Annotated in this window: 23 protein-coding genes; 13 read left to right on the forward strand and 10 right to left on the reverse strand. The window is 41.3% G+C overall.

Annotated features, from left to right (window positions below; translation table 11 throughout):
* Positions 1-1,494 (reverse strand): HAMP domain-containing sensor histidine kinase, encoded by a 1,494-nt coding sequence (locus D0T87_RS20825; protein WP_163177716.1) that lies wholly within the window; start codon positions 1,492-1,494, stop codon positions 1-3.
* 171 nt (positions 1,495-1,665) lie between these two features.
* Here D0T87_RS20825 and D0T87_RS20830 point away from each other — a divergent pair, with 171 nt between their 5' ends.
* The 3 genes from D0T87_RS20830 to D0T87_RS20840 all read left to right on the forward strand — a co-directional run bounded on the left by D0T87_RS20830 (position 1,666) and on the right by D0T87_RS20840 (position 5,035).
* A complete protein-coding gene (locus D0T87_RS20830) occupies positions 1,666-2,835 on the forward strand; it encodes a Xaa-Pro peptidase family protein (RefSeq protein WP_163177718.1) in 1,170 nt (389 codons plus the stop codon).
* A 377-nt stretch (positions 2,836-3,212) separates the two neighbouring features.
* Positions 3,213-3,926 (forward strand): RNA ligase family protein, encoded by a 714-nt coding sequence (locus D0T87_RS20835; RefSeq protein ID WP_163177720.1) that lies wholly within the window; start codon positions 3,213-3,215, stop codon positions 3,924-3,926.
* Positions 3,923-5,035 carry an AAA family ATPase gene (locus D0T87_RS20840; protein ID WP_163177722.1) on the forward strand — a complete coding sequence of 371 codons (1,113 nt, stop codon included), beginning with the start codon at positions 3,923-3,925 and terminating at the stop codon, positions 5,033-5,035. Before D0T87_RS20835 ends, D0T87_RS20840 begins: the two co-directional genes overlap by 4 nt.
* A 240-nt stretch (positions 5,036-5,275) precedes the next feature.
* On the opposite strand, the gene D0T87_RS20845 is transcribed toward D0T87_RS20840, so the two are convergent.
* Positions 5,276-6,712 carry a CCA tRNA nucleotidyltransferase gene (locus tag D0T87_RS20845; protein WP_163177724.1) on the reverse strand — a complete coding sequence of 479 codons (1,437 nt, stop codon included), beginning with the start codon at positions 6,710-6,712 and terminating at the stop codon, positions 5,276-5,278.
* 190 nt (positions 6,713-6,902) lie between these two features.
* Between D0T87_RS20845 and D0T87_RS20850 the strand changes: the two genes are divergently transcribed.
* Together D0T87_RS20850 and D0T87_RS20855 are read left to right on the forward strand one after the other, a co-directional pair.
* Complete coding sequence (locus D0T87_RS20850; protein ID WP_163177726.1) at positions 6,903-7,739, forward strand: hypothetical protein; 837 nt, start codon at positions 6,903-6,905, stop codon at positions 7,737-7,739.
* Positions 7,736-8,236 carry a GNAT family N-acetyltransferase gene (locus tag D0T87_RS20855; RefSeq protein ID WP_163177728.1) on the forward strand — a complete coding sequence of 167 codons (501 nt, stop codon included), beginning with the start codon at positions 7,736-7,738 and terminating at the stop codon, positions 8,234-8,236. The genes D0T87_RS20850 and D0T87_RS20855 overlap by 4 nt, the downstream gene beginning before the upstream one ends.
* 366 nt (positions 8,237-8,602) lie before the next feature.
* Here the strand turns inward: D0T87_RS20855 and ruvA are convergent, their stop codons facing one another.
* Complete coding sequence (gene ruvA / locus D0T87_RS20860; protein ID WP_163177730.1) at positions 8,603-9,193, reverse strand: Holliday junction branch migration protein RuvA; 591 nt, start codon at positions 9,191-9,193, stop codon at positions 8,603-8,605.
* 191 nt (positions 9,194-9,384) lie between these two features.
* On the opposite strand from ruvA, the gene D0T87_RS20865 reads away from it, so the two are divergent.
* The 4 genes from D0T87_RS20865 to D0T87_RS20880 all read left to right on the forward strand — a co-directional run bounded on the left by D0T87_RS20865 (position 9,385) and on the right by D0T87_RS20880 (position 16,064).
* Positions 9,385-10,284 (forward strand): diaminopimelate dehydrogenase, encoded by a 900-nt coding sequence (locus tag D0T87_RS20865; RefSeq protein WP_163177732.1) that lies wholly within the window; start codon positions 9,385-9,387, stop codon positions 10,282-10,284.
* 230 nt (positions 10,285-10,514) lie between these two features.
* Positions 10,515-12,512 (forward strand): DUF3857 domain-containing protein, encoded by a 1,998-nt coding sequence (locus D0T87_RS20870; RefSeq protein ID WP_163177734.1) that lies wholly within the window; start codon positions 10,515-10,517, stop codon positions 12,510-12,512.
* A 13-nt stretch (positions 12,513-12,525) separates the two neighbouring features.
* Entirely contained in the window at positions 12,526-14,406 is a 1,881-nt protein-coding gene (locus tag D0T87_RS20875) for a transglutaminase domain-containing protein (protein ID WP_163177736.1), read from the forward strand.
* A gap of 977 nt (positions 14,407-15,383) precedes the next feature.
* On the forward strand, positions 15,384-16,064 hold the full coding sequence (locus D0T87_RS20880; protein ID WP_163177738.1) for a hemolysin III family protein: 681 nt from the start codon (positions 15,384-15,386) through the stop codon (positions 16,062-16,064).
* A gap of 304 nt (positions 16,065-16,368) precedes the next feature.
* Here D0T87_RS20880 and rseP read toward each other — a convergent pair whose 3' ends face one another.
* The 7 genes from rseP to tsaB form a co-directional block, all read right to left on the reverse strand.
* On the reverse strand, positions 16,369-17,703 hold the full coding sequence (gene rseP / locus D0T87_RS20885; RefSeq protein ID WP_163177740.1) for an RIP metalloprotease RseP: 1,335 nt from the start codon (positions 17,701-17,703) through the stop codon (positions 16,369-16,371).
* 37 nt (positions 17,704-17,740) lie between these two features.
* Entirely contained in the window at positions 17,741-18,892 is a 1,152-nt protein-coding gene (locus D0T87_RS20890) for a 1-deoxy-D-xylulose-5-phosphate reductoisomerase (RefSeq protein WP_163177742.1), read from the reverse strand.
* Positions 18,892-19,752, reverse strand: a complete 861-nt coding sequence (locus D0T87_RS20895) for a M23 family metallopeptidase (protein WP_163177744.1) — start codon at positions 19,750-19,752, stop codon at positions 18,892-18,894. The genes D0T87_RS20890 and D0T87_RS20895 overlap by 1 nt, the downstream gene beginning before the upstream one ends.
* Before the next feature lie 74 nt (positions 19,753-19,826).
* Complete coding sequence (gene rimM / locus D0T87_RS20900) at positions 19,827-20,366, reverse strand: ribosome maturation factor RimM (protein WP_163177746.1); 540 nt, start codon at positions 20,364-20,366, stop codon at positions 19,827-19,829.
* Positions 20,363-21,667 (reverse strand): UDP-N-acetylglucosamine 1-carboxyvinyltransferase, encoded by a 1,305-nt coding sequence (gene murA, locus D0T87_RS20905; RefSeq protein ID WP_163177748.1) that lies wholly within the window; start codon positions 21,665-21,667, stop codon positions 20,363-20,365. Before murA ends, rimM begins: the two co-directional genes overlap by 4 nt.
* A gap of 116 nt (positions 21,668-21,783) precedes the next feature.
* Positions 21,784-22,404, reverse strand: coding sequence for a DUF4290 domain-containing protein (locus tag D0T87_RS20910; protein WP_163177750.1), 621 nt, complete (start codon positions 22,402-22,404; stop codon positions 21,784-21,786).
* A 114-nt stretch (positions 22,405-22,518) separates the two neighbouring features.
* Positions 22,519-23,208 (reverse strand): tRNA (adenosine(37)-N6)-threonylcarbamoyltransferase complex dimerization subunit type 1 TsaB, encoded by a 690-nt coding sequence (tsaB, locus tag D0T87_RS20915; RefSeq protein ID WP_163177752.1) that lies wholly within the window; start codon positions 23,206-23,208, stop codon positions 22,519-22,521.
* A gap of 79 nt (positions 23,209-23,287) precedes the next feature.
* Here tsaB and D0T87_RS20920 point away from each other — a divergent pair, with 79 nt between their 5' ends.
* From D0T87_RS20920 to D0T87_RS20935, 4 genes are all read left to right on the forward strand, one after another.
* Positions 23,288-24,166, forward strand: coding sequence for a YicC/YloC family endoribonuclease (locus tag D0T87_RS20920; protein ID WP_163177754.1), 879 nt, complete (start codon positions 23,288-23,290; stop codon positions 24,164-24,166).
* 79 nt (positions 24,167-24,245) lie between these two features.
* On the forward strand, positions 24,246-24,809 hold the full coding sequence (gmk, locus tag D0T87_RS20925; RefSeq protein ID WP_163177756.1) for a guanylate kinase: 564 nt from the start codon (positions 24,246-24,248) through the stop codon (positions 24,807-24,809).
* On the forward strand, positions 24,806-25,399 hold the full coding sequence (gene nadD, locus D0T87_RS20930; RefSeq protein ID WP_163177758.1) for a nicotinate (nicotinamide) nucleotide adenylyltransferase: 594 nt from the start codon (positions 24,806-24,808) through the stop codon (positions 25,397-25,399). The genes gmk and nadD overlap by 4 nt, the downstream gene beginning before the upstream one ends.
* A 75-nt stretch (positions 25,400-25,474) precedes the next feature.
* Entirely contained in the window at positions 25,475-26,347 is an 873-nt protein-coding gene (locus D0T87_RS20935) for an AraC family transcriptional regulator (RefSeq protein WP_163177760.1), read from the forward strand.
* Positions 26,348-26,422 lie beyond the last annotated feature (75 nt).

Below are 26,422 nucleotides of genomic sequence, written 5' to 3' on the forward strand. Positions count from 1 at the left end.
CTAGGAATGTAGATCGAGAATAAATCGTGTACCCTTTTTGTATTCGGGATCTACTTTCAATGTTCCATTAAGTTTATAAGCCATCAAACGGCAAATGGGAAGTCCCCAACCATTTTCCTGTGCTAAAGGTTCGGTATCAGCAAAAGGTTTAAACAGCGCTTCCTGCATATCCGGTTCAATCACTGCCCCTGTGTCTGTTATAAGAAACTGACCGGTACGGGCATTACGTTTTTTAAACTCCAACGAAATCTTTCCGGTTTCCGTATTTGCAGAAGCCCGGGAAAGTAAATAGGACAAGATATACTCTAATGCCTCTACATTTGTTTTCATACTTACCCTTGGCGCAGTCACTACCGATTCAATTCCGGTACGGAAATTCGGGCTTGCCTTCTCCATTACAGTTTCACAAAGCAGCTTCACATCCAGGTTGTTTACAGGATAAGTTTCCTCCCGGGTTTCTTCCAGTGAAATGTAGGTTTGCATATTCGTAATTCTCCGTTTCAAAGCAACAATACTTTGAGCAATCGTTTTAGAGTCCGAACTTTCGCCCGCCTCTTCCATTACTTCTAAAGTAGGAGTAATCTGCGTATTGATATTGCTGATAAAGTGAGATTTCTGCGCATTACTTTCATTAGCAATCTTCAAACTCTTCTTTAGTTTTCTGACCTGATAGATGCTCTTGAAGAGCAACAAAAGCAGAACAACACCTACAGCGGCTAAAGCTATAATTATTGTCCACAGTCCGATAGTTACCATTTTATTGGCACTGATGGTTTGTTCTTTTTCTTCCAGGTTTTGTTGAAGAACAGTGTGCTCCTGTTTCAGTATTTCCAGTTCCTGGGCAGCTCTTACCATATTAATAGAATCTTGCCAAACCGTATACAAATTCTGCACAGTTTTGGTTAATGGAGATATCTTTTTACGTTCGGCATAGGCCAGCATATTTTTGTAACAATCTTCTCTGTCGTGTCCATCGTTACTGCTCACACATCTTTGCAAGAGTTCTTTATATGCTTCCAGACTTCTGTTTGCTTGTCCGAAAGCATGGTAGTATTCGGCATCCGTCAATAGCATATTATCCCTCAACGCTTTTTCATCTTTCAGATGTGTCATGCAGTAGTGCATCAGATTAAACTGAGTTTTACTACTCTCCGACTTACCTTCATTGATATACATACGAAGCCGTTGGTTAGCCAACAGGAAGCGCGAACGGAAATTGGTTTTCTTTGTTTGCTTTTCGCTATCAATAACCATTTGATCCATTTGATAAAGAATGGAAGCAGTTTCTTTCAGATTACGGGTTTCAGTCAGCATTTCGGCAACCTTCACCCCTTTCTCCACGGCACCATCTACATTTTTTTGCCGATATAACTCTTGAAATTCTTTTTTCAGGGATGTCAACTCGGCTTCATTGATTTGGGGGTTCAAATTAATTTGCCCCTGAGCCGTACCATAAAAAAACACACTAAGTAAGATTACTATAAATTTCTTCATTTTATTTCACTCAAATATTAATTCTATCTATCGAAGCCGTCGTACGCTTCGTAAAGGTATGACAAAGATATATTATTTAGCTGTATAGATTGACACAAAAACCACGTAAAAACGTGAAATCTTAAATATTTTGCTCTAACTTTGTAAGCCTTAAACAAAAATTAAAATGAAATGGTACTACCGGAATTAAAACGGCGACGTGATAAAATCCGTTCGCTAATGGCTCAACAGAACATTGATGCCGCATTAATTGCTTGCAACGTTAATTTACTTTATACCTGTGGACAAATCATAAGCGGATACCTCTACCTACCTCTGAAATCTCCCGCTTGCATTTTCGTAAAACGCCCCAATAACATCACAGGCGAACATTTTCACTCCATCCGTAAACCCGAACAAATTGTTGAAATACTCAAAGAACAGGGACTTCCTGTTCCCGAAACAATTATGCTTGAAGGAGATGAGTTGTCTTTCAGCGAGTATAACCGATTGGCGGCTATGTTCTCCGAATCAAAAGTGGTGAATGGTACGCCGATTATTCGCCAGGCACGTAGCGTGAAGACTGAAATGGAAGTTGAGATGTTCCGCCGTGCAGGAATAGCACATACCAAAGCCTATGATAAAATTCCATCTGTTTACCGTGAAGGCATGACAGATGTTGAACTCTCTATCGAAATTGAACGTTTGATGCGTTTGGAAGGCAACCTGGGAATCTTCCGCGTCTTTGGTCAAAGTATGGAAATATTCATGGGTAGCCTATTGGTTGGCAACAATGCAGCCGAACCCTCTCCTTTCGATTTCGCTTTGGGTGGAAAAGGAATTGACCCATCTATTCCGGTTGGTACAAGTGGAATCCAAATTCAAAAAGGTCAGTCGGTAATGGTTGACTATGGCGGTAACTTCAACAGCTATATGTGTGATATGACTCGCGTTTTCTCTGTAGGCAAACTACCGGAAGAAGCCTATCTGGCCCATCAGGTATGTCTGGATGTACAAGAAACAGTCACCTCCATGGCAAAACCCGGAGCTATTTGCGAAGACTTATATAATGCGGCGATTGATGTAGTAACCAAAGCCGGTTTTGCAGATAACTTTATGGGAATTTCACAAAAAGCAAAATTTATCGGTCACGGGATTGGGCTGGAAATCAATGAAGCCCCCGTACTTGCCCCGCGTGTAAAAGTGGAATTAGAACCCGGAATGGTATTTGCACTGGAACCAAAGATTGTACTACCCGAGATCGGTGCCGTAGGCATTGAGAATTCCTGGGCAGTAACCAATGAAGGAGTAGAAAAACTAACACTCTGCGAAGAAAAGATCATTGATTTGCTCGGCGAATAGCCATATCCGTGCATTACAAAAGCATATCTTATAATATAAAGGAAAGGAGCGATTACGTTTCTTTCCTTTTTTATAGCAATTTTTCTTAATCTAAACGTTTGTAGACATTTGAGTTTGATGGAGCTAGCCATTGTTCGTTCCAAAAGTTTATCCTATCTTTGCAACAGAATTTTAAACTTACTCATTCTTAAACATTTCAAAGAAGAGTATAACAATGACTACCAAATAATAACATAACGCTCCTTGAGGCCAGCTCTTTTTCCAAAGAGTTGCAGGGAATAGTATACCTACCGGCCTCATCTTTCATTTTCATTTTTTATTGTTATCAGTTAATGAAGTCACCAAATACATTGTTTGCTGACCAAACAGAAATAGTTATGTTATCACAAAAATATGGCCGTACTTACCATTATCCTTTTTCTCCCGGAACTACAAGTGACGACCGCATCAACCATACATATTGGGAGGATATACAAAAAATAGAGACATTAATACATACAGAAAAACTGGATGGTGAGAATAATTGCCTCAACCAATTCGGAGTTTTCGCCCGTTCTCATGCCGCACCTACCACCTCACCCTGGACCAACCAGCTACGTGAGCGTTGGAGTTTGATGAAACGTGACCTGGGCGATATAGAATTGTTTGGAGAAAACCTGTATGCCGTTCATTCCATAGAGTATAAACGCATTGAAGAATATTATTTTATATTCGCGGTACGCTGCATGGACAAATGGCTTTCCTGGGAAGAAGTTAAATTCTACGCCGCAGCATTCGACTTTCCTACTGTACCCAAACTATTGATTCAACCGACTAAAGAATTGACCAAAGATATTCTGAAAGAACAAATCATAGACTGGGCACAGCAAGCAAGTGTTTTTGGTTCAAAAGATACACAAACCAACCAGGATTGTACACGGGAGGGGGTTGTCAGCCGGAACGTTGAAGAATATCCGGTGTCGGAGTTCAGTCACAACGTATTCAAGTATGTACGCAAAGGGCACGTAAAAACCAATGAACACTGGACACGCAACTGGAAACGAGCCCGCCTGACATGGGAAAGAATAGAAGAAAAGGAGGAAGAAAAATGAATTGGAAACTAACAAATGATAAAACATGGGATTCCCTTGAGAAGCAATTCTCCTGGATAGCCGATATGCAGCATATACTTCAGCATGAGTCACACCATGCTGAAGGCAATGTAGCCATACATACACAAATGGTACTTGAAGAGTTAATTCATTCTTCCTATTATCAATCGCAGGATGCAGAAGCACAAGAGATTTTATGGTGCGCCGCATTAATGCATGATATAGAGAAGCGTTCCACCTCTGTCGATGAAGGTGATGGGGTGATTTCAGCAAAAGGACATGCCCGGAAAGGCGAATATACCACAAGAACTATCTTCTACCGCGATATTCCAACCCCGTTTCATATTCGTGAGCAAATAGCTTCACTTGTTCGTTTTCATGGACTACCGCTTTGGTTGATGGAGAAAACAGAGCCGGCAAAGAAAGTACTTGAAGTTTCCCTTCGTGTCGACACACGCCACCTGAAAGCATTGGCAGAAGCAGATGCCAGAGGACGTATCTGTAACGATCTCCCCTCTTTACTGGAGAGCCTGGAGTTCTTTGAAATCTTCTGCAAAGAGCAGGCATGCTGGGGAACGACTAAAGAGTTTGCAACTCCACATGCCCGTTTCCATTATTTCAATACTCCCAATAGTTATGTGGATTATACTCCATTTGAACAATTCAAATGTGAAGTCATTATGCTGTCCGGTTTGCCAGGTATGGGAAAAGATCACTATCTGCAATCCATCAATAAAGAGCTTCCGGTAGTTAGCCTGGATGATATTCGGCGAAAGCATAAAATCAGCCCAACCGATAAATCCGGCAATGGATGGGTAGTTCAAACAGCAAAGGAAGAAGCACGGGGATATCTCCGCAAAGGACAAAACTTTGTTTGGAACGCAACAAATATCACCCGGCAAATGCGATCGCAACTTATCGACCTGTTTACTGATTACGGAGCAAGGGTCAAAATTATCTATATCGAAAAGCCATATACTACCTGGAAAATACAAAATAAGAACCGGGAATATATGCTCCCGGAGAATGTATTGGATAGAATGCTTGGTAAGCTGGAGATACCGCAGTTAACGGAAGCGCACGAGGTTGAGTATTTAGTCTCCGGATAAACTATTATCCGTTTATCTCCTATTCAAAGTTCGATTTTGTCTTAAACATGTTTTCAACCAGATGTACGTCTGGTTAGTGACTAGATGTACATCTAGTTACTGACCACATGTACATCTGGTCGTTATCATCTCCCTATGAAAAACAGTTATCTTCTAGTGATAATTAAGTTATCATTAGGAGATAAACGATATAACTCTAAGAGTTATTTCCGGGAGATTAAGTATAAAAGGGGATTATTATTACTTCTTCAGTGGTTCCAGTCCCATTTTCCGGGCTTTCTCCATCATATACTGATATGCTGCCTCGTACTCATTAGGAATTACCCCATCAAGAATAGCATCTTTAATAGCACTCTTCAATGCACCAACCTCTCGGCAAGGCTCCAATCCGAATATTTCCATAATCTCTTCACCACTAATCGGCGGCTGAAAGTTCCGGACACGGTCTTTTTCCTCAATATCTTTAAGCTTCTGACGTACCAGACGAAAGTTATTCAGAAAGCGTTCTTTACGCTCACTGTTTTTAGAGGTTATATCTGCCTCACAAAGCATCATCAAGTCATCAATATCATCACCGGCTTCAAAAAGCAAACGGCGTACAGCAGAATCTGTGACCTCATCATCGGCTATGGCAATAGGACGCATGTGCAAGCTTACCAGCTTCTGGACATACTTCATTTTTTCATTCATCGGAAGTTTCATTTCCCGGAAAATGCCCGGTATCATCTTCTCGCCAATGAAATTATGGTTATGGAAAGTCCATCCAATGCGGGGTTCCCAACGTTTTGTGGCAGGTTTAGCTATATCATGAAACAAAGCGGCCCAACGCAACCAGAGGTTATCTGTATGTTTACTGATATTATCCAAAACTTCAAGGGTATGGTAGAAGTTATCTTTATGGCCACGGCCATTTTTTACATCAACACCCTGTAATGCAGATAGTTCCGGAAAGATTAACGCCAATAATCCTGAACGCTCGAGGTCAATAAAGCCTTTGGAAGGAACAGGAGAAAGAATGATCTTATTTAGTTCATCGGCAATACGCTCTTTGGAGATAATCTTTATCCGTTCACGGTTGCGACACAGGGATTCAAACGTTACATCATCAATGTAAAAATTGAGTTGGGTAGCAAAGCGAATGCAACGCATCATGCGTAGCGGGTCATCACTAAAGGTTATATCGGGATCAAGTGGGGTACGGATCGTCCGTTCCTTCAAGTCGGATATTCCGTTGAAAGGATCGACTAATTCACCAAAACGATCTTTATTCAGGCATACTGCCATGGCATTAATGGTAAAGTCACGGCGGTTCTGATCATCCTGAAGTGTCCCGTCTTCTACAATTGGTTTACGAGAGTCACGCTGATAAGACTCCCTGCGTGCACCTACAAACTCGACTTCCATATCCCGGAATTTAACCTGCGCTGTGCCGAAATTCTTGAAAACCGCTACTTTAGCCGACTTTCCAATCTTTGTACCAAAGGCTTTCGCCATCTCGATTCCACTTCCTACAACAACTACGTCAATGTCTTTGGATGGGCGTTCCAGAAATAAATCCCGTACATATCCCCCTACGGTATAACATTCAAGTCCCAGACTATCTGCGGTTTCCGATAAGGTATGAAATATTTTATGGTTAAAACGTTGCTTAAGCTCTTCAGCGGTCAGATCAATCATGCTAATTTCTTTGAATCTTTTGAGAGTGCAAAAATACGAATAAGTTTTGAGTTTTGAGTTATAAGTTTTAAGTTGCTATGCAGTGCTTAGTTTGTTATTTTGTGAGAACTCATAACTCAAAACTCAGAACTCATAACTTAAAACTCAAAACTTATTCTTAATTTTGTGCTTTCACTATAAAGACCGAACAATGAAAAAACTGGTTATTCTCTCATTCGTATCTTTGTTGCTGGTTTCCTGTGGAGACGGAACAGAAAAAAAAGCGGCCCAAAAGCTTCAGTCGGCACTTCAAGCATTCGACGCGGGTGATTTTAATCTGGCTAAAACTGAAATAGACAGTATTAAGATATTATATCCCAAAGCATTCAATGCACGTAAGGAAGGAGTCAAATTGATGCAACAAGTAGAACTCGCAGAGCAAAAGCAAACTGTAGCTTATTTGGACAGCATACTTTCCAGTAAACAAGCTGATTTTGAAGCTATCAAGAGTAAATTTGTTTTGGAAAAAGATACGGCATACCAAGAGATTGGCAATTATTTCTGGCCAACACAAACCGTTGAAAAGAACCTTCACCGCTCTTACCTGCGCTTCCAGGTTAATGAAAGAGGAGTGATGTCTATGACATCTATTTATTGCGGATCGTCCAACATACACCATCTGGCTGTAAAAGTGATTGCTCCCGACGGCACATTTGCTGAAACTCCTGCATCCAACGATAGCTATGAGACTACAAATTTAGGAGAAAAGATTGAAAAAGCTGATTATCTACTTGGGCAAGATGGCAACGTTATGGGATTCATTTATTTTAATCATGATAAGAATCTGAAGGTAGAGTGCCTGGGAGGTAAAAAGTACACCACAACCATGTCTGCTTCCGATCGTCAAGCTTTAAAAGAAACCTATGAGCTTTCGCAGATTTTATCGGCAATTGAACAGGCGAAAAAAGAAAAAGAAGAAGCAAACCTGAAAATCGGATTCATTTCACGCAAGATAGAAGAAGATCAAAAAGCGAATCTATCCGAATGAGAATCAAACTGGTAGAGATACAGGAAAGCGATTTATCTTTTATTAAAGAGATATATGACTATTATACGCTCAATACAACTGTGGTTTATTCTATAGAGCCCGTCAGTATAGAGGAAATTCGTTCGTTTCTCCCTATTGGCGACCCGGTTTATCGCTCTTTTATAATTAAATCGCCCGAAGGTGAGGATATTGGCCTTTGTTATTTTTCTAAATTTAAACCACGTGAAGCCTATCGTATTTCTGTAGAACTAACCATCTATCTAATACCGGAAGCCGCCGGTAAAGGCTATGGCAGCGAAGCCCTTAACCAAATAGAAGAGATCATTAAGTCCGGTGGATTTCATAATATTATGGCATTGGTTGGAAATGAAAATGACGCCAGTATCCATTTGTTTGAGAAATCAGGCTATACATGTTGCGCTGATATAAAGGAAGCGGCCGAGAAGTTTGGCCGGAAGATCGGCCTCAAGATGTACCAGAAAATATTGAAAGTATGAAGTGCCGAAGAGCTAATCTCTTCAACACCATCATACCTCACAAACACCCAGTATTAACGTTATTCAATGTTTAAATAAAAATGGAACCATCCTCTTTTTCTGAGGAAGGCTCCATTTCCTCATTACATGATACTCCCACGAGCGCAAATAATGATAATGAGAATGCTCTAAACATTCTACTGGAAACAACGCAATAAGAAAATAGCGATAATATTTTCATTTTCAACAAACATACAAAAAAACAACAGGAATGAGAAATCACCCCTGTCCTACTTCCTACAAATGGTTTACATAAACGCACTTATAGAACAATATTTTCTGTTTAAAAGAATTGTATCCCTACCGCGAACGGTTTGCGGACTAACCCTATAGCCGTTTAAAAGCTTGTTTAATGACACTTTCTACGGGTGCCTGCGGATCATCTTTTAAAATAGCCATAACCACTTTTTGCGATGGAGCAGCAGCAAAGCCCAACATGGTTAAGGCAGCTACAGCCTCTTCCAATACTGCACTGTTCCCAACAGGTACGGTCATGCCGCTTTCAACAGATGTAGCACCTGTGCGAATCTTATCTTTCAGGTCAACAATCACACGCTGAGCCGTTTTCAACCCGATACCCTTTACGGTTTTCAACATCGTCACGTTTTCAGTGCTAATAACATTCACAAGTTCTGCCGGACTTAGTGCAGAAAGTATGGTACGTGCCGTATTTCCTCCAATACCCGAAACGGATATCAATAGCAAAAACAATTCACGTTCCTGCTTACTTACAAATCCATAAAGCACATGGGCATCTTCGCGAATGGCTTCATAGATATATAGTTTACAACTGGTTTTGCCTTGTATAGCGGAATAAGTGTTTAGTGATATATTTACCGCATAACCCACTCCATTACAATCTACAACTGCGACGGCCGGAGTCAGTTCGGCCAATTCGCCCTTAACATATTCAATCATAATCCAAAGATAAAGCAGATAAAATATATTTCAGCTATGAATCTGAAAGTTTTTGCGGCATCAAACTTATAATTCACAATTTGCCTATCTTAAAAACACATAAACCTGACACAAAATTCAGCAAAAACCAGATAGAATGCTTACTTTTGTACTCAGAAAACAGAAATTTGCATAATATAACCAACGAAAAGATGAAAAAAGTAAGAGCCGCCATCGTAGGATATGGCAACATCGGACAGTATGTTCTGGAGGCACTTCAAACTGCCCCGGATTTTGAGATAGCAGGTGTGGTTCGTCGTAACGGCGAAGAAAATAAACCCACAGAGTTGAATGATTATCTGGTAGTAAAAAACATAAAAGATCTGAATGATGTTGATGTAGCGATTCTTTGCACACCAACCAGAAGCGTTGAAACGTATGCTAAAGAATGTCTGGCACTTGGCATCAATACAGTAGATAGTTTCGATATCCATACTGGTATCGTTGACTTGCGCCGGGAATTGGCAGCTGTAGCAAAAGAACACAACAGTGTTGCTATCATTTCTGCCGGATGGGACCCGGGAAGCGATTCTATCGTACGTACCATGCTGGAAGCTATTGCTCCAAAGGGCATTACGTATACAAACTTTGGTCCGGGTATGAGTATGGGGCACACCGTGGCTGTAAAAGCGATTGACGGAGTGAAAGCTGCACTTTCTATGACTATCCCAACAGGAACAGGTATACACCGCCGTATGGTTTATATTGAAGTAAAAGACGGATATAAGTTTGAGGAGGTGGCGGCTGCCATTAAAGCAGATGCTTATTTCGTAAATGACGAAACACATGTTAAGCAGGTATCTTCTGTTGATGAATTACTCGATATGGGACACGGAGTAAGCTTAACCCGCAAAGGTGTATCGGGCAAGACTCAGAACCAATTATTCGAATTCAATATGCGTATCAATAACCCTGCATTAACTGCTCAGGTATTGGTGTGCGTAGCCCGTGCATCGATGAAGCAACAACCGGGTTGCTACACCATGATCGAAGTCCCTGTTATCGACTTGCTACACGGCGACCGTGAAGATTTGATCGCACACCTCGTATAACAAACAGGCGAGCAGACGGCAAGGTGACGGCAAGGTGGCGCTGCCAGTTTCCATGCGGATAATAAGATATTAATCAAGGTTTTAAAGGAGACTGTCTCTGCAAAGAGATGGTCTTTTTCTTTTTAATGTAAATTGCAAACCAAAATATATAATTAAGCATTGTTAATTCACACATAATAATTATCTTAGGCAAGGAAAAAAGACTAAATACAAGGCTTAATCATAATATTATGAAAAACAAACACTATCCACGAATGATTGCGATCATTATCTGCTCTTTTTGTATGGTATCACAAATGTCTGCACAACAGTTCAGCACTAAATTTGGGAAAGTCACAGACGACGAAGTGAGCATGACAACCTATGCTCCGGATACGGCAGCAAATGCCGTTATTCTCTTCAAGAATGGCACGACTATGTATGATTTGCTTGCCAACGATTTTAAGATAACCTATGTTGTCGAAACAAAAATCAAAGTCCTTAAATCCGAAGGAACGGAATATGCCAATATACAGATTCCTTACTACAGCAATGAGCGTAATCCCCAGACCAAAGAAATTGTCAGCCAGATAGAGGCCATAGCCTATAATATGGAGAATGGACAGGTAGTAAAAACCAAGATGAAGAAAGAATACATCTTCCGGGAGCGCCTCAGCGATAAGTACATGCAAGTCAAATTCTCAATTCCTTCGGTCAAGGCCGGCACGGTTATTGAGTATAAATATAAAATACAGTCCGATTTCTATTATCAGCTCAAAGACTGGGAAATACAGGATGAGATTCCCGTTATGTCCAGTAATTATGATATCACTATTCCCGAGTATTTCAAATTCAATTTCGAAATGCGGGGAGCTTCATCCATTAAGACTGACCGTAAGGAGGTTCCGATGTCTTTATCGGCTGGGGGACAAGTTATACGTTGTAATGCTTCTAATATTACATTCCAAGCCAACGATATACCTGCCTTAAAAGGCGACGATTACATCTGGTGTCCGGATGACTACAAGTCGCAAATTATCTTCGAATTAAGTGCATTAGACTTTGGGGCCGGTGGTTACCGTTCTTTCACCACATCATGGGAAAAGATTGATGAACTATTGTTGGAGGACGAAGACTTTGGCAAGTTACTTAAAATGAAGAATCCATTGCAGGATGAGATGAATGCCCTCAATATTAGCAGTCTATCTACCGATCAGAAAATTGCAGTTCTGTTCAGATTCTTAAAAAGTAAGATATCCTGGAACGAGAAGTATGGTTTATACGGAATGGATATTAAAAAAAGCATCAAAAGCGGAACGGCCAATAACGCTGAACTTAATTTTATACTTATCAGTATGCTTCGCGAAGCAGGAATCAGGGCATATCCGGTTGTTCTGAGCCGCCGGAATCTGGGGATCATTCCTTACACCCATCCTTCAATCAACAAAATCAATACATTCGTTGTCGGAATCGAGAACTCGGATAGTACACGTGTTTATCTTGATGGTTCTGTTGAGGATGGTTTTATAAATACCCTCCCTCCGGTACTTCTTACGGACCGGGCAAGAATTATCAGTACGACTAAAGGAGATAAATGGGTAGACTTAAGCGCGATCGGAAGAAACATATTCCGGTCTACCATTAATGCTACGATTGACAGCGAAGGCAACATCAAGGGAGATCGAAGCATTTCGGCTATGGGACAGAATGCTGCTAACTACCGGAGTCATTTCAAAGCGGCTAAAGATAGCACCGAATATATTGAAAAGAGGGAGGAAAAGTTCGATATCAAGATGCTTTCTTACAGTCAGGAAGGAATGCGGGCATTCTCGCCCGAAGTAAAGGAGTCGTTTACTTTCACAAAAGCATCATCGGCAAGTGGAGATTTCCTTTATATAAATCCTATCATATTTGCTCACATTGACGAGAATCCTTTTATTCAGGAAAAGCGGCAGTTGCCTGTAGACTTTTCTTATCCTTATTCGGTTAGAATGGCGAATGTGTTTATTATACCCGAAGGATACCAGATAGAAGAACTTCCTAAAAGTCAAATGCTGAAGATGGACAACAAAGGCGGCGATTGTACCTACAGAGTGGTGGGATCGGGCAATCGCATTCAGGTAAGTTATGTCTTCAATATTTACAGGACATTGTTTACTTCGGAAGAGTATCCGATGCTGAAGAATTTCTGGGGAGCAATAAGCGACAAGAGTAGTGAGATGATCGTTTTAAAGAAAACAGCCCAATAATCAATCTTGAGTTATGAGAAAAAGTCTTGCTATTTATCTGGCTATATTTCTTTGCCACAGTATATCTGCGCAAATCGCAACGAGTGTTCCTGAAGAGTTAATGGAGAATGCCTACTGTGTTGTACTGGACAATCAGATTGATTTCATATGTGAATCGCTCACAAGTGCAGTGAAAAAAGAAACAATCACGATAATGATTCTCGACCAGAAGGCTAAAGATGCAGGTCATTTCACTTCGATGTGCGATAAATTCAGTACGTTACGAAAGTTTACGGGAGAAATATTTGATAAAAGTGGAAAGTCAATCCGGAAGATCAAAAAAAGCGATTTAAAGATGACGGAATATTCTTCGGGACTAACCAGCGATGATTATTTGTATTATTATGAGTGTAATGGTCCGTCCTATCCATACACTGTTAAATACGAATGGGAAGTTAAATACAAGGACGGACTCATTATGTTTCCGGTATTTGCTCCGCAAGAAGGGTTCAACCAGTCGGTTGTTACGGCATCTTACCGGCTTTATGTACCTGGAACCGTTAAGTACCAACGCAAGATGATCAATACGGATATTACTCCGCAAAAGAAAACAACCCCGGATGGCGAATGTGAAGAGATTGTCTTCAAAAACATGAAAGCATACGAGAACGAGCGATACGGACCTTCCATTTATACACTGGCTCCCATCGTTTACCATACGCCTCTGAACTTCTTCTTTGATGGTGTTGCAGGAAGTATGGAATCATGGACTAATTATGGATTATGGCAAAACAGTTTACTAAAAGACCGGGATATATTGCCCGAGCCTTTCAAAGCGAAACTCAAAGATATTACGGCAAACTGTACCACAGACCGGGAGAAGGTAAAGGCTGTTTACGATTATTTGGCCGAGACTACCCGCTATGTAAGTATCCAACTGGGCATTGGAGGATTTCAACCGATTGCCGCTGCAAACGTAAACAAGTCCGGCTTTGGCGACTGTAAGGGTTTATCCAATTATGCGATGGCTATGCTGAAAGAACTGGGCATAAAATCTTATTATACAGAAATAAGTACCCGGAACAGTCGGTTATTAAAAGATTTTGCGAGTGTGAACCAAACCAACCATGTTATACTTCAAGTTCCACTGCCCAATGACACCCTTTGGTTGGAATGTACCAACCCACAGCTTCCTTTTGGTTATGTACACAGCGGAATAGCCGGCCATGACGGGTTGTTGATAAAAGAAGAAGGAGGCGAAATTTACCGTTTACCGTCCTATCCTGATGCTACAAATACGCAAGTCGTAGAGGCGAATATAAGTCTTGACCCAACCGGAAAAGCAGAAATAAAGGCTCAACAGATATCCCATCTGCATCAATATGAATCGATGTCTTATATTAAGCAACTGGAACCCAATAAACAAAAAGATTATCTCCGGTCGGATATTCAACTGGCCAATGCCAGCATTAATAATATAATTATCAACGAGAAGAAGGAGGCAAATCCATCCATTGATATTCAGTATACTATTGACTGTGAGAAATATGGGAACAAAACCGGAAATCGTTTATTTATTCCTGTCAACATATTCCGCAGCAGACTAAATACTTCCAGCAAGAAAGAGCGTATTTATGATATCTACATATACAACGGATACCTAGATACCGACAAGATCGTTATACAGATTCCGGAAGGTTTTACGATTGAGGCCATGCCCAAACCGGTTGAACTTACCGAAAAATTCGGCAAGTTTCAGTCGACCATTACTACCGAGGGAAAAAGTATTGTGATTACGCATCAGTTATTATTAAAATCCGGAAAATACCCAAAAGAAGATTATCCGGTTTTTGCACAATTTAATCAGGTTGTATCCAAACAATATGATGAGAAGATTATATTAAGAAAGGAATAACACTTTATATCATAATTGGATTGGAAATGAATTAAAAGTAAATGGTTAACTGTAGGGGCGGTTCGTGAACCGCCCAATGCCCAGAATACACAGGAAGCCATTTTCGGGCGGTTCGCGAACCGCCCCTACAACTAATCATTATCATAACCATTCAGAAACGCGTAAAACCAACCAAAAAGGAGGGAAACTCTATAAAGGGATTAGCAACTAACTTTTCTTTTTGCTCCAAAATAGGTTGAATTGCTAAATTAATCTGATCACCAATCCACCAAGTCACAAATATAAGAAAAAGCAGATCAAAAAGATAGTATTTAATTCATTCTGATTACATGCAATTTTTAAAAAAAACCTCAATGAGATGTTAAAATCGGGTCTTAGCCTTGCTTGTACAGTGTATTATTGACATTTGGAAGTACCCTCGCGCAATAATTTCTATACTTGAGCCGCGTACTGTCGACAGCACGCGGCTCAAGTATAGATAACACGCGGCTCAAGTATCGACAGTCAAGCGCTCAAGTATCGACAGCACGCGGCTCAAGTGTTCAGCGTATTTCATTTTATAGATCTCCATCTTCTGGTTGGTCTGTTTCAAGCAAAGTAATTGAAGTACCTATTTGCTACGCCCATTTTAATACACGCAACTATTCGCAATACACTGTCCCGTATTTAAAGCATTTAGATAACTAATTCTGAGAATCAAAATCTTTTTGATTTTAGCAAACATGATTCTTTTGTCATTTTCCCTTCCCTTTCTGCCCCAAGCTCGGAATTTGCAATTACCACTCCATTCTGTTATCAAAATGTCATTTCTGTCATTTTGTCTATACGTTGCTATTTCCAACAAAACCCTACAAAAAGAAATGAAACTCTATAAAAGATATTGTTTATACAATGATTAGCAATTAACTTTTCTTCTTGATCCCTCGTTTATAAATCACTGTTTTTATGTAAGTTTGCATAAAATAACAAGGAAATAAATGATACAGAATATTCAAAACGCCGAACCTGACTCGAATAAAAGATACACTATCCGTGAAGAACGGATCAATACATTGTCTCACGCTTTAGGCATTATATGCGGTATCGTTGCCAGTTATTTCTTACTACATAAAGCCGTTCGCAACCCCGATCCATTTGCCGTGGGATGTGTAATTGTATATCTTTTGGGAATGCTTTCATCCTATATCACTTCAACCTGGTATCATGGCATTCGTCCCGGAAAGACAAAAGAAGTGCTCCGTACACTCGACCATGCCGCTATTTATTTGCATATTGCCGCAACCTATACGCCTTTTACTCTTTTAACGATGAGGCATTCGGGCATGTGGGGATGGGGAATTTTCATATTCGTATGGTTGGCAACTATCATTGGCCTGATTCTTTGCTTTACCAACCTTAAGGAGCATAGCAATCTCGAAACAGCAAGTTTTATAGGTATGGGTTGTGCCGTTTTAATTGCGATCAAACCCTTAATGGATAGTCTGTCGGAGATGAATGCCTTACCTGCATTCTGGTGGTTAATAGGAGGAGGAGTATCGTATATTACCGGTGCGCTTTTTTATTCCCGTCCACGGGTAAAGTATATGCATTGTACTTTTCATATATTCTGCCTCGGAGGTAGTATTTCTCATATTATTGCCATTTGGCTGATTCTATAAAACGAAATCGAGGCTGTCTCGTAAGTCTTTTTCATCACGTCATTGCGAGTTGCCACTATATTAAAATATAGAACTATTTGATAATGACAATATCCACCCCCTGCCCCCGCCAGCGGGGGATACCTGCGGCATCGTATCCCCCGCTGGCGGGGGCAGGGGGTGGATATTGTCATTGGTAGGGTTTATCCGAAGCAATCCAGGTTATACGCTTTGTAGGCTGGATTGCTTCGGATAAACCCTCGCAATGACGAAATGAAACCTGGCACCGGCACCTTGCCGGCTTGCCGGCTTGCCGGTTTGCCGGCTAAAAGATGAATCGCATGATATCGTTAAAGTTAGCCCAAATCAGCAAGCCGAACAATAATACCATTCCGGTAACCTGAGCATACTCCATAAATTTATCGCTTGGTTTACGGCGAGCGATCATTTCGTAAAGCAGGAACAACACATGTCCACCATCCAAAGCAGGGATGGGAAGAATGTTCATAAAGGCCAGAATGATCGAAAGGAATGCAGTCATATACCAGAACTTATGCCAATCCCATTGAGCGGGGAAGATACTTCCGATAGTTCCGAAACCTCCCAATTGTTTTGCTCCTTCCTTCGAGAACACATGTCTCATATCGCCTACATAGCCTTTCAGCGTACTTACTCCAAGGGCAATACCTGCCGGGAAAGATTCAAAGAAGCCATAGCTTACCTTAACGAGAGGTAAACCTCTTGTTGGATCAGACATCACACCAAGGGTATATGCCGTATCAACCTCTAAAGAAGCGGTATGGGCAATGCCGTCTCTATAGTATGAAAGTGAAACCAAACGATTATTAATGCTATCATTTCCAGCAGCTTCAGCCTTTAGAGCCTTCATTCCACTGTTTAATCCTAACAAGGACACCGGTTTACCATTCAGCGCAGAAATACTATCGCCCGGCTGAAGACCTGCTGCCATCGCCGGAGAGCCTTCTTGCACCGTGCCAACCACATGAGCGGGAATATAACGTGCAAAATAAACCGAATCGGCCATTAGTTTTTGCATTAAATCTTCAGGAATATAAACCGACACTTCTTTGCCATCGCGCAATACGCTTACCTGACGGGCATCAATCACTGAACGCAGATCAAAGCGGGTAAACGCCACACCATCGGCAGAGAGCATGATGTCACCATCCTTGAAACCTACATTCTTGGCCGTTTCGTTAAATACCATACCGAATTTCGCTTCCTTTGCAGGAATATACTCATCTCCCCAATGGAAAAGAATCATAGAGTAGATGAACAACGCCAGCAGAAAGTTAAACAAGACACCGCCAACCATAATCAACAACCGCTGCCAGGCTGGCTTAGAACGGAATTCCCAAGGTTGTTCGGGCTGTTTCATCTGGTCGGTATCCATTGATTCATCAATCATACCGGCAATCTTTACATATCCCCCTAATGGCAACCAGCCAATGGCATATTCTGTTTCGCTCTTCTTGGGTTTAAACTTGAACAGGGTAAACCAAGGATCGAAGAATATACAAAATTTCTCTACCCGAACCTTGAACAGACGGGAGAAGAGGAAGTGCCCACCTTCGTGTACTATCACAAGCAACGATAAGCTCATGATCAACTGGAGGGCACGAATCAAAAATGTTTCCATCAATTATTTAATTTATTGTTTATTTATTTTCTGTTTCTTATACTATACAAGCAGCGGCTCGCTGTCGTGCTTCTGCGTCGGTTGCTACATAATCATCATATGTTGGTGTTTTCACAAAAGACACCTTGGCCATTGTTTCCTCTATCACGTCACTCATGCCGAGGAAAGAGATCTCGTCGCGCAGGAAAGCAGCCACTACAATTTCATTTGCCGCATTCACAATACACGGCATATTCCCTCCCCGGTTCATGGCTTCATAGGCCAGAGCCAAATTGCGGAAGCGGGCGGTATCGGGTTGCTCAAACGTCAGACAAGGATACTTCATAAAATCCAACCGTTCAAAAGAAGAAAGAATACGGTCCGGATAGGAAAAAGCATACTGAATAGGCAGACGCATATCCGGCAACCCCATCTGGGCCTTTATCGAACCATCTTCGAACTGTACCATTGAATGAATAATGGATTGCGGATGTACTACAACCTCAATCTGATCGGGACGCACACCAAACAGCCATTTAGCTTCGATAACCTCAAACCCCTTGTTCATCATGGTAGCTGAGTCAATCGTTATCTTTGCCCCCATGTCCCAGTTGGGGTGTTTCAGCGCTTGTGCTTTGGTAACCGTCTGTAACTGCTCCATTGTACAATTACGGAACGGCCCACCCGAAGCGGTAAGAATTACTTTCTCTATCGCATTGCCAACTTCGCCGGATAAACACTGGAAAACAGCAGAATGTTCCGAGTCGACAGGTAATATGGGGGTGCGATATTGCTGTGCCAGTTCATTTATCAATTCCCCAGCTACCACAAGTGTTTCTTTATTCGCCAATGCAATTGCCTTTCCGGCACGAATCGCATTAATAGTAGGTTTCAAACCGGAATACCCAACCATAGCGGTCAATACAATATGAATGGGTCCGGATTCCACCACCTGGCAGATGGCCTCCATCCCGGCGTATACTTTAATCGGCAGGTCGCTCAAAGCATCACGCAACTGCGCATATTTATCTTCATTGGCAATGATAGCCACTTCGGGCTGGAACTTTCTTGCCTGTTCTATCAGTAACTCAACTTTATTGTTTGCCGTCAGTGCATAAACCTCATATAGATCGTCATGCTCCTCTATTACCTGAAGGGCTTGAGAACCAATAGAGCCTGTAGAACCAAGTATAGCGATTTGTTTTTTCATTAGAATAGAATGTAGTTAACCGGGTCTACTGCCCTACCTTTATGCCAAAGTTCAAAATGCAGATGCGGACCCGTTGTGAGTGTACCTGTATTTCCAACCACTGCAATCACATCTCCACCTTTCACCAGGTTTCCCTCTTGTTTCAACAAAGCTGCACAATGTTTGTAAACAGAAACAAACTCCTGACCGTGTTGTATGGCAATGACATAACCGGTTTCCACAGTATAGCTACTGAATATGACTGTTCCGTCCAGTGTTGCCAATACACTCTCATTGGGGTTGGCAGCAATATCAATGCCTAAGTGTTTGCCGTCTGCATCAAAATGTGAAGATACAATTCCGCGGGTTGGTGTATAGAAAATAAGTCCGCCAACTTCGGCTTGAATATTGATTGTTGTCAGATTATACTTTTCTGCTTCTTCGTACTGTTTGCGAAATGCCGCTTCACGTTCGGTACGCTCCATTAATGAGTCTTCACGCATCTCTGTCAGGTTGGCCATTGTCGAAACCGTATCAACGCGTATAGCTCCTTTAAAAATATCCTGCACATTCAGAATATACATATTCTGACGTTCCACGACACTGATCAAAGAGTCTGCTCGTAATGCGTTTTGCACAATCTGCTCACGAACTTCACTGTTCATGTAGCCAGGCAGATAGTTACGCAAGGGAGTAAAGGCGATAATGGATGCCGCAATGGCGAAAAGAATAAAGAGTACGGTCAAAAGTACAGATAGCCCGTTCAGTTTGGATACATAAAGTCCAGCCACCTCCTCCAGTGTATTCTCGTTGGTGATGGATATTTTGTATTTGAACTTAAAATTATGCCAGAAGGCTTTACCAAACAGTTTTTTAGGCATCTTCTTTTATATAAGCATGCAAATGTAAGTAATTCACTTTACTTACCGGTAGTTTCTTTATGCTATTTAACAAACTAATCGTCTGCTTCAATAGTGTCTAATGTGAGCAGACCTTCCGGTAGGTTCACTGTAATGACCTTGTGCATCTGATCTATCTCTACAATAAATTCCTCCTGAGCAGGAACCAATAATTCTTCCTTTCCGTACTTTATCACAAAAAGTACATTCACCGTAGTTTGGTCTACATCAATAACCTCTCCTAACTCACCCGCATGAACATCATACATGGTAAAACCGATAAAGAAGTTCCATGTCACCTCATCCGGTTCCGCTTCGCTCACATACTTCACTGGAAAATACACTTCGATATTCGTAAACATACGGGCACGTTCTGCACTATCCACCCCCTCCAACTTGATCAGGGCCGTGGAATCGGAACGAAAACGGTATTCTTCAATAAAGAAGGGAACAAAAATACCATCCAGCAAACATACCAGATAATCGCAATCTGCACGATCAAAGATATCGTCGGTAAACGTAAACGACAACTCTCCGTGAATGCCATGAGGCTTGTTGAATAGCCCTATTTTATATACCTCTTCCTTTTTTATCATATTCTGGTAATCCTTGCTCCGATAGCGTTCAAACGGCCTTCAATGTTTTGATATCCACGGTCGATCTGCTCAATGTTATGGATACGGCTGATTCCGTCGGCACTCATTGCAGCAATAAGTAAAGCAATACCTGCACGGATGTCAGGAGAAGTCATATTGCCACCACGTAGCGTAAATTCGTGATTATGACCATTTACAACGGCACGGTGCGGATCGCAAAGAATGATCTGAGCGCCCATATCAATTAACTTGTCGACAAAGAACAAACGACTTTCAAACATTTTTTGATGAACCAATATACTGCCTTTGGCCTGTGTGGCCACAACGAGGATCACGCTCAATAAGTCCGGCGTAAGTCCGGGCCAGGGAGCATCGGCAATGGTCATAATGGAGCCATCCATAAATGATTCGATCTGATAACAATCCTGTGCAGGCACATAAATATCATCTCCCCGTTGTTCGAGCTTGATTCCCAAACGGCGGAAACTTTCAGGGATAATTCCCAGGTTATCGTAAGAAACGTTTTTGATAGTCAGCTCACTACGGGTCATGGCAGCCATACCGATGAAGCTACCTACTTCGATCATATCGGGCAATACGGTGTGTTCTGTTCCACCCAGACCTTCTACCCCTTCAATAGTGAGAAGATTAGAAGCAATACCGCTGATGCGGGCACCCATACGGTTCAACATCTTACAAAGCTGTTGCAGGTAAGGTTCACAGGCGGCGTTGTAGATGGTAGTGATTCCTTTTGCCAATACGGCAGCCATAACGATATTGGCAGTACCCGTTACAGAAGCCTCATCGAGCAACATGTAGGAACCTTTCAATTCGTTGGCCGATATTTCAAAGACTTCACGTTCCCTGTTATAATTGAATTCGGCACCAAGATTCTGTATGCCAATGAAATGCGTATCTAAACGACGGCGACCAATCTTATCACCTCCTGGTTTAGAGATCATAGCCTTGCCGAAACGGGCAACCATAGGACCGATCAACATCACCGACCCGCGAAGGCTGGCACACTTTTTCAGGAATTCATCGCTTTCCAGATACTTTAAATCAACAGAGTCTGCTTTGAAAGAGTAGGTATCCACTCCTTTTTTGGATACTGTAACTCCCATGTCGCGCATGAGTTGTATCAGGTTGTTTACATCAAGTATATCAGGTACGTTATATACAACAACTTCTTCCGAAGTCAACAAAGTGGCGCAGATAATCTGCAACACCTCATTCTTTGCACCTTGCGGATAAATATCGCCACTTAACTTGTGTCCTCCTTCAATTACAAATGAAGCCATATTCTAGTAGTTAGTAGTTAGAAGTTAGTAGTCAGACTGTAATCAGAGACTAATAGTTAGTAACTAGGTGTGGCATTACCTCATCGACCTAACTACTAACTACTAGCTTCTAATTACTACTTCGAATATCTCTTTTGATTATTTGAATAACCGTGATTTGTATTATTAGGTTTGGGGCGACGATTAGAAGCCAATCGGGTTTCCATCAGTTTTAGCAAGCTATCGGTTAATTGCAGTTTTCCTCTGGACAACTCTATCAAATCATCGTTTATTTTTTCATTATCTATAGTGTCTTTATTCCATGCCATATAATCCTTTTTCATATGGTTGGCTATAAGAGCCACCAGATTGTCTTTCTCATCACCTTCGGGAAACTCAATTGCTTTCTTTATCAACACCTCAATAGTCCGGCCGTAGTGGCGATAACGTATTTTCGTGCTTGGATAAGGGATTAAGTCGGGCTTTGTCGACAGATTATCTTTGCGGATAATCTCATAAGGATAATCAATATCCAGCTTGAAGTCAGACATAATAGCCAAGTGATCCCATAGCTTATGTGTAAAATCGGGAACATCTCTTAAATGTGGGAACATATTTCCCATGATACTGATGATTGTATTGGCACATTTCTGACGTTCGGCACGGTCTTCAAGCGTCAGAGCGTAATCAACCATGTTCTGAATACTCCGTCCGTACTCCGGAAGTGGAAGTTTTTTTTGCTGCGTATTATACTGCATATATTGTTTAAGTTTTTAAGTTTATGAGTCTTTAAGTTTTTAAGTTCAGTTTGGTAGACAGATATTTTATTAGAATACTCATTGGCCTTACTACTAACTACTAGCTTCTGACTACTAAATTCTTTTCTTAGGCATTGTGGCTATAAATTCTTTCAGGTAAAACGGTTCGAAGTAAGCCACATCTTCAAACTTTCCATTCGCCATTGCTTTGTCTGCCAGGGGGAACATCATTTTAGCCAACGGATGGATATTGTCAATAAAATGAGCATTAGGATGAGTAATTTTCTCCCGGCACTTAGCTGCACCATTCCCAAAGAAATAAACAGGATGTTTATCCAGAAATTCCAGGTATGAGTTCTCATCAATGATGTCGGCCGAAGTTTCGCGCACCACATTCAACGCACGGTCGTAGATGGCTGCATAAACCTCCATGCGACGGGCATCAATCATGGGGCAGATCAGAGCATTGTCCGACAACTCATGATATAACAACACTGGAACGGCCAATGTTTCGAGGGTAGGAATTCCAATCAAAGGAACGTCACGGCCGTAACAAATGCCTTTGGCCATAGAAACTCCGATACGCAAGCCGGTATATGAGCCTGGTCCACAACTTACCGCAACAGCATCCAGCGGTATGGCGTGGCTGTCGATCAACGACAAAGCTTCATCCACAAATCCTCCCAATAATGTTGCGTGTGATGGTCCCTGAAAGTCTTCTTTAACAAAAATATTCTGTCCATCTTCACTTACCGCTACCGAGCAAACGGTAGTGGAAGTTTCGATATGCAAGATACATGACATAATTTTCGGGTTATATATGGTGCAAATCTACGCAAAATTTTAATTCTTTTCCGTAGCTTTGCACAAAATTAGTGCAACTATGATACAATCAATGACTGGTTATGGCAGAGCGATGACCGAACTTTCCGATAAAAAGATACATGTAGAGATCAAATCTCTGAATAGTAAAGCTATGGATTTGTCTACACGTATGGCACCGGCTTATCGTGAAAAAGAAATCGAAGTACGCAACGAGGTTTCTAAAAGACTGGAACGGGGCAAGGCCGATTTTAGTCTCTGGATCGAAAAGAAAGAAAATGCAGAGGCGGCTGTAGTAATCAATCAGGCATTGTTGGGAAGCTACTATAAGCAAATTGTAGAGTCTTCGGAGAAACTCAACATCCCTCTTCCAACGGATTGGTTCCAGACTTTACTGCGTATGCCGGATGTTATGGGAAAACCTGAGATTCAGGAGCTAAGCGAAGAGGAATGGAAGGTTGTAAGCGATACGATTGCGCAAGCAATCGATCAATTGGTTGAATTCCGCAAGCAGGAAGGAAAAGCATTGGAGAAGAAATTCCGCGAGAATATCGACAATATCCGTAAGCTACTGGAAAATATTGCCCCATACGAGAAAGAACGGGTAGAAAAAGTCAGAGAACGGATTACTGATGCTCTTGAAAAGGTTATCGGCATTGATTATGATAAAAACCGCCTGGAACAGGAACTCATTTACTATATAGAGAAACTGGACATCAACGAGGAGAAACAACGCCTCACTAATCACCTGAACTATTTCATCAAAACGATGGAAGGTGATAACGGACAGGGCAAAAAACTCGGATTCATCGCCCAGGAAATGGGACGCGAAATAAATACATTGGGAAGCAAATCCAATCACGCCGAAATGCAAAAGATCGTCGTTCAAATGAAAGACGAACTCGAACAAATCAAAGAACAAATTCTAAACGTAATGTGATTTCAGTTGACAGTTGACAGTTACGATGCCGTATGTTAACTGTCAACTATCAACTGTCAACTGTCAACTATCAACTGAAATGGGAAAGTTAATTATATTTTCAGCCCCTTCGGGTTCCGGTAAGTCAACGATTATCAATTATCTGTTGACCCAAGACCTGAACTTAGCCTTTTCTATATCGGCAACAAGCCGTCCTCCCAGGGGAACAGAAGTTCACGGAGTAGAGTATTTCTTCCTTTCTCCGGATGAATTCCGGGCTTGTATAATACGCGATGAATTCCTTGAATATGAGGAAGTATACCAGGATAGATTTTATGGAACGTTAAAAGAACCCATAGAATTGCAACTTAAGTCAGGGAAAAATGTTATATTTGACGTAGATGTAGTTGGTGGAGTTAATATCAAGCAATATTACGGAGACCGTGCTTTATCGGTTTTTATTCAACCTCCATCCGTAGAAGAACTACGCAAACGATTGACCGGGCGCGGGACAGACACGCCCGAAGTTATTGAAAGCCGCATTGCCAAAGCTGAATTCGAACTCGGTTATACCAATAAGTTTGATGTGGTTATCATTAATGATGATCTGGAAAAAGCGCAGGCCGAGGCTTTACAAATAGTAAAAGACTTTTTGGCAAAATGATTAAAAAGATAAAAACAGGAATTTTCAGCGGGTCATTTAATCCGATACATATCGGACATCTGGCTCTGGCGAATTATCTTTGTGAATACGAAGATCTGGATGAGGTGTGGTTTATTGTAAGTCCACTTAACCCATTCAAAACGCCTGAAAATTTACTAAATGAAGCCAAACGATTGGATTTGGTTAAAGCTGCGGTAGCAGATTATCCAAAGTTTCAGGCTTCGGATGTGGAATTAACCCTCCCCCGTCCTTCGTACACCATCAAAACATTAGATCATTTACGTAGCACATATCCTAACCGGGACTTTACATTGATCATTGGCTCCGACAATTGGAACTTCTTTGATAAATGGAGAGAATCCGAGCGTATCATCGAACGTTACAAAATTTTAATCTATCCGCGCCGGGCATTTACTATTGACAGGTTCTCATTGTCATCTACCATACGCGCCGCAAAAGCCCCGCTATTGGATATCAGTTCAACCTTTATCCGCGAAGCATTGGCAGAAGGAAAAGACCTTGCTTACTTCCTGCATCCGGCTTCATATAAGATTATTAAAGAGGAAGGATTATACCAAAAGAAAGGGTAAATATCATTTTTTTGCCGAATAAAGATGTACTAAAAGTCGTTTTTTCTATCTTTATGCCCGGCTTAAATGATAAAAATGGGAAATTCCTATACAAAACTATCTTTCGATAAGATCAGGCGAAGGGATCCGAATACGATCAATTATTCAATTTTCTCTGAGAATGCACGTCTTCCTATAGACATGTTATTCAAAGAACCGTTTATTGTTGAAGGCCTTGTTTTAGGGCTTTGCATCAAAGGCTCGGCAAAAATCAAGATTAGTTTCAATGAGTATGAATTAAAGCCGGATACAGTTTTTGTATTAATCCCCAGCCAGGTAGTTCATTTAGTTGAAAATTCGGAAGATTTCCTGATAGAATCCCTTTATATTTCTTTCGATTTTATGATCGGACTGCCATTGGAACAGGACTTTGATTCTGCATTTAACCTCAGAAAGCGTCCGTGCATTAATATATCCAGTGAGGCTATGCAGAACTTGTTGGAATACTTCACATTCATAGTAAAGCAGTACAACCGTGCCGAACAACCTTACAGAGATACAATCATTAAAGGATTGATTTTCTCACTCCTGGCCGAATTTACAGCTATTTACAAGAACAATGCAGCAGACAGGAATATTGTTACCACGCGTCAGGAAGAACTTACCAATGAATTTCTGAAATTGTTGATCGAGGATCATAAAGAGGAACGAAGTGTTTCTCACTATGCAGATAAGTTATATGTCACCCGCAAACATCTATCGGCTACAGTTAAACAGGTAACAGGGCGAACTGTATTGGAATGGATACACGCCGTATTTATCACCACTACCAAAGTTTTACTGAAGAATAGCAATAAAACGATTGCGGAAATCTCAGAAGAGTTGAATTTCTCCAGTCCGTCTTTCTTCTGCCGGCTATTCAAAACACATGCCGGGATGTCTCCGATGGAGTATAGGAATCTAAATTAATCCACACCCTCTTGTCTCTTCCTTGCCAAGGCGTTGGCACAAACGAAAGAAAAGCTAGCTAATAATACAGAGTCA

Origin of the sequence: Bacteroides sp. 51, from assembly GCF_010500965.1 — a bacterium.
Classification (GTDB): domain Bacteria; phylum Bacteroidota; class Bacteroidia; order Bacteroidales; family Bacteroidaceae; genus Bacteroides.

Coding starts and splice junctions, on each gene's coding strand:
- gmk (WP_163177756.1), top strand. CDS start 24,246: ATGGGAAAGTTAATTATATTTTCAGCCCCTTCGGGTTCCGGTAAGTCA.
- D0T87_RS20835 (WP_163177720.1), top strand. CDS start 3,213: ATGTTATCACAAAAATATGGCCGTACTTACCATTATCCTTTTTCTCCC.
- D0T87_RS20880 (WP_163177738.1), top strand. CDS start 15,384: ATGATACAGAATATTCAAAACGCCGAACCTGACTCGAATAAAAGATAC.
- D0T87_RS20855 (WP_163177728.1), top strand. CDS start 7,736: ATGAGAATCAAACTGGTAGAGATACAGGAAAGCGATTTATCTTTTATT.
- D0T87_RS20845 (WP_163177724.1), bottom strand. CDS start 6,712: ATGATTGATCTGACCGCTGAAGAGCTTAAGCAACGTTTTAACCATAAA.
- D0T87_RS20895 (WP_163177744.1), bottom strand. CDS start 19,752: ATGCCTAAAAAACTGTTTGGTAAAGCCTTCTGGCATAATTTTAAGTTC.
- D0T87_RS20840 (WP_163177722.1), top strand. CDS start 3,923: ATGAATTGGAAACTAACAAATGATAAAACATGGGATTCCCTTGAGAAG.
- D0T87_RS20825 (WP_163177716.1), bottom strand. CDS start 1,494: ATGAAGAAATTTATAGTAATCTTACTTAGTGTGTTTTTTTATGGTACG.
- rimM (WP_163177746.1), bottom strand. CDS start 20,366: ATGATAAAAAAGGAAGAGGTATATAAAATAGGGCTATTCAACAAGCCT.
- murA (WP_163177748.1), bottom strand. CDS start 21,667: ATGGCTTCATTTGTAATTGAAGGAGGACACAAGTTAAGTGGCGATATT.
- D0T87_RS20830 (WP_163177718.1), top strand. CDS start 1,666: ATGGTACTACCGGAATTAAAACGGCGACGTGATAAAATCCGTTCGCTA.
- D0T87_RS20875 (WP_163177736.1), top strand. CDS start 12,526: ATGAGAAAAAGTCTTGCTATTTATCTGGCTATATTTCTTTGCCACAGT.
- tsaB (WP_163177752.1), bottom strand. CDS start 23,208: ATGTCATGTATCTTGCATATCGAAACTTCCACTACCGTTTGCTCGGTA.
- D0T87_RS20890 (WP_163177742.1), bottom strand. CDS start 18,892: ATGAAAAAACAAATCGCTATACTTGGTTCTACAGGCTCTATTGGTTCT.
- D0T87_RS20910 (WP_163177750.1), bottom strand. CDS start 22,404: ATGCAGTATAATACGCAGCAAAAAAAACTTCCACTTCCGGAGTACGGA.
- nadD (WP_163177758.1), top strand. CDS start 24,806: ATGATTAAAAAGATAAAAACAGGAATTTTCAGCGGGTCATTTAATCCG.
- D0T87_RS20865 (WP_163177732.1), top strand. CDS start 9,385: ATGAAAAAAGTAAGAGCCGCCATCGTAGGATATGGCAACATCGGACAG.
- ruvA (WP_163177730.1), bottom strand. CDS start 9,193: ATGATTGAATATGTTAAGGGCGAATTGGCCGAACTGACTCCGGCCGTC.
- D0T87_RS20935 (WP_163177760.1), top strand. CDS start 25,475: ATGGGAAATTCCTATACAAAACTATCTTTCGATAAGATCAGGCGAAGG.
- D0T87_RS20920 (WP_163177754.1), top strand. CDS start 23,288: ATGATACAATCAATGACTGGTTATGGCAGAGCGATGACCGAACTTTCC.
- D0T87_RS20870 (WP_163177734.1), top strand. CDS start 10,515: ATGAAAAACAAACACTATCCACGAATGATTGCGATCATTATCTGCTCT.
- rseP (WP_163177740.1), bottom strand. CDS start 17,703: ATGGAAACATTTTTGATTCGTGCCCTCCAGTTGATCATGAGCTTATCG.
- D0T87_RS20850 (WP_163177726.1), top strand. CDS start 6,903: ATGAAAAAACTGGTTATTCTCTCATTCGTATCTTTGTTGCTGGTTTCC.